This window comes from Rhizobium sp. RCC_161_2 (genome assembly GCF_041355235.1).
Classification (GTDB): Bacteria; Pseudomonadota; Alphaproteobacteria; order Rhizobiales; family Rhizobiaceae; genus Rhizobium.
Map to the genome: position 1 here is coordinate 1 of NZ_JBFUPL010000038.1, position 2827 is coordinate 2827.

General features: G+C 55.8%; 3 protein-coding genes and 1 pseudogene. All 4 read left to right on the top strand.

Annotation, left to right across the window (positions count from 1 at the left end):
* Nucleotides 1-866 (top strand): annotated as a pseudogene (locus AB6803_RS33005) (IS3 family transposase); the annotation flags it as partial.
* 388 nt (nt 867-1254) lie between these two features.
* On the top strand, nt 1255-1764 hold the full coding sequence (locus tag AB6803_RS33010; RefSeq protein ID WP_371112780.1) for a nucleoside kinase: 510 nt from the start codon (nt 1255-1257) through the stop codon (nt 1762-1764).
* A gap of 321 nt (nt 1765-2085) precedes the next feature.
* Entirely contained in the window at nt 2086-2286 is a 201-nt protein-coding gene (locus AB6803_RS33015) for a type II toxin-antitoxin system VapB family antitoxin (protein ID WP_112339354.1), read from the top strand.
* Nucleotides 2283-2666, top strand: coding sequence for a type II toxin-antitoxin system VapC family toxin (locus AB6803_RS33020; protein WP_371112781.1), 384 nt, complete (start codon nt 2283-2285; stop codon nt 2664-2666). The genes AB6803_RS33015 and AB6803_RS33020 overlap by 4 nt, the downstream gene beginning before the upstream one ends.
* Nucleotides 2667-2827: the final 161 nt, after the last annotated feature.

Here is a 2827-nt window from a genome sequence, read left to right on the forward strand (position 1 = left end):
GTTCGTCAGCTCAAACTTCATCTTGCTGATGCGATGGCGTCGGGAGGCGTTGTGTTTGAAAGGCATCGTTGCAAAGAGCGGTTATTGCGATTGCCGACCACGTACGCCAATGCAATTAACGATCCGCGCACCAACGCCACGGCAGACTGATCTTCTCCAAAAAGCATGGGAAGAGAGCGGCAAGGTCTACGGCTATCGAAAGCTGCACGACGATCTTCTCGATCAGGGCGAGATGTGCTGCCCGAACCGGGTTGCACGTCTGACCCGTCTTGCCGGGATCAAGGCGCAGATCGGCTACAAGCGCCGCCCCGGCATCTATGGCGGCAGGCCTTCTGTCGCTATCGGCAACACGCTCGACCGGCAGTTTGACGTGGCGGCTCCGGACAAGGCGTGGGTCACGGACATCCACTTATATCCGGACCTGCGAGGGCTTCTCTTACCTTGCTGTCGTCATCGATCTCTATTCTCGCCGGGTCATCGGCTGGGCATTGCAGGGTCGCCAAACCACGGATGTCGTGCTGCAGGCTCTGCTCATGGCAGTGTGGCGGCGCAAGCCGAAGGACAAGGTGCTGATCCATTCGGACCAGGGCTCGCAGTTCACCAGCATGGATTGGGCTTCGTTCCTCAAGCACCACAATCTGGTTCATTCGATGAGCCGACGTGGCAACTGCCATGATAACGCCGTGGCCGAAAGCTTCTTCAATCTTCTGAAGCGCGAAAGGATACGCCGCAAGGTTTACCGTTCACGCGATGAGGCCCGCCAGGACGTATTCGATTACATCGAGATGTTCTACAATCCAAAACGCAAACACGTCAGGAACGGGATGCTGTCGCCCGTCGAGTTCGAGAAGCAGCAGAAAATCTAACCCGAGGGTGTCTACAAATCTCGGCGCTATTCACGCCGACCTAATCCGAGCGCAAAAAGGGCAAGGGACCACTGTGTTCGATTGGCTTATTGAAATTATACAAATTCGTGGCGTTGGTGGTGACGAGGCCGAAGACAATGTCAAACTCGTTTTGGAGTGATGTCCGCATTCCACACCATCTATGACGTTGCGGGTGGCATTAGCTGAACGGCAGTGTTCGGGATCCGGCGAGTTGACCCCAATGACCGAAATGAGGGCGCGTTTCTGCCAGACATTCACCCTTAATCGAAATGTAGCGAATGCTAACCTTGATCAGGTTGACTCGTCGGCGGAGCACACTCAGGTAGAGTGTCTTCTCACCGGATTGAAAGCCGTGATAAAAAGGCCCATGGGCATCAAGAACTATTTAATCGAAGGCGGCTCGGGTACTGGAAAGACGTCTGTCGCTACCGAACTGGAGCGGCGGGGCTACCATGTCGTCCATGGTGATCGCGTTTTAGCCTATGTCGGCGACCCCGAGACAGGCGAGGCGCTCGCACGACCACCCGAAGGGGCAGACCGGATGGCTTGGAGATACGCTCACTGGATCTGGTCTGTCGACAAAGTCCGAGCTATAGCTGGCGATACCACGCATCCTGCCACGTTCTTTTGTGGCGGTTCGCGCAATTTCCACAAATTCCTGGACCTGTTCTATAAGGTTTTCGTGCTCAACATCGACGTTGAGACCTTGAGCCGACGACTAGATGGGCGGCCGAATGAGCCGGGCTTCGAGCCCGCCGAACGGGCCCTGGTACTCCGCTACCATCGTACCCGGGAGTATCTTCCTGCCGGTGTTAATATCGACACGGCGAATACCGTCCCAAGTGTCGTCGACGATATCCTCGCTAAACTCACCTGAAGCCCGGCGTTGTCGGTTTCATAGCCGATCGGCAGTTCTAAGAATGACAAACCGGGCGTCCTAACGGCGGTCTTGAAGGCGCAAAGCAGTCGTCCCGCGCTTGGCTGCGACGCCACCTTTTTTAAAGACGACAACCCACAGCCAACAAAATCGGATTCTTTGATGTGAATGGATTCGAATTGCGGTTCCAGCGGTTTTTCAACAAACTGATGTGTTGTCTACTTCGGTTACAGGACTGCCTCCGATAATGGGAGCGAAAGACCAAGTGTAGATTTTGTCACCAAATGGTGCTAGTAATCGCAGTCAATAAGGGAGCTGATCATGCGTTCGACTATCAACCTCGATGACACGCTTATCGAAAGGGCCAGGTCCTTAACCGGCACCAAGGAAACCGCAGTTCTCGTCCGTCAAGCGTTAGAGACACTTGTTCGCGTGGAGTCCGGAAAGCGCCTGATCGCGCTCGGAGGAACCATGCCTGATGCCGAGGCAGCCCCGCGCCGCCGGAGCGCAGCGGCCAAGTGATACTGGCCGACACCTCGATTTGGATCGATCATTTCCGCCATGCCGATGCCGAGCTCCGCAGGATTATTGAGGATGATCGCCTACTTTGCCACCCGTGCGTGATCGGTGAGTTGGCGCTTGGCAGCCTTCGCGATCGCGGCAGCGTAATGGCTTTTCTGTCGGCTCAACGCGTAGCGGTCGTGGCCACGCACGACGAAGTCATGGCGATGATCGATCGCCACGGCATTTTCAGCATGGGCATTGGCTACACGGATGCCCATTTGCTCGCATCGGTCCTTCTTGACAAGCGAGCGACTCTATGGACCAGAGACAAGCGCCTGCGGGTAGCGGCCGAAAAGGCGGACGCCGCACTGCACCTACCAGTCAGCATGCCCAACTGAATGCTGAAATGGTACTGCTTCAGGGTTTCGGACAAGTTTTGGATACCTCACCTTGATGAGATTCGAACCGGCGACCCTAAAGAGCTAGGACGCGGACTCATTAGCTGAAGCGATCCATATCCTCGTTGCGGCGAGTTTGAGGCCGGCAAGGTAGTTGTCCG

Coding starts and splice junctions, on each gene's coding strand:
- AB6803_RS33010 (WP_371112780.1), top strand. CDS start 1,255: ATGGGCATCAAGAACTATTTAATCGAAGGCGGCTCGGGTACTGGAAAG.
- AB6803_RS33015 (WP_112339354.1), top strand. CDS start 2,086: ATGCGTTCGACTATCAACCTCGATGACACGCTTATCGAAAGGGCCAGG.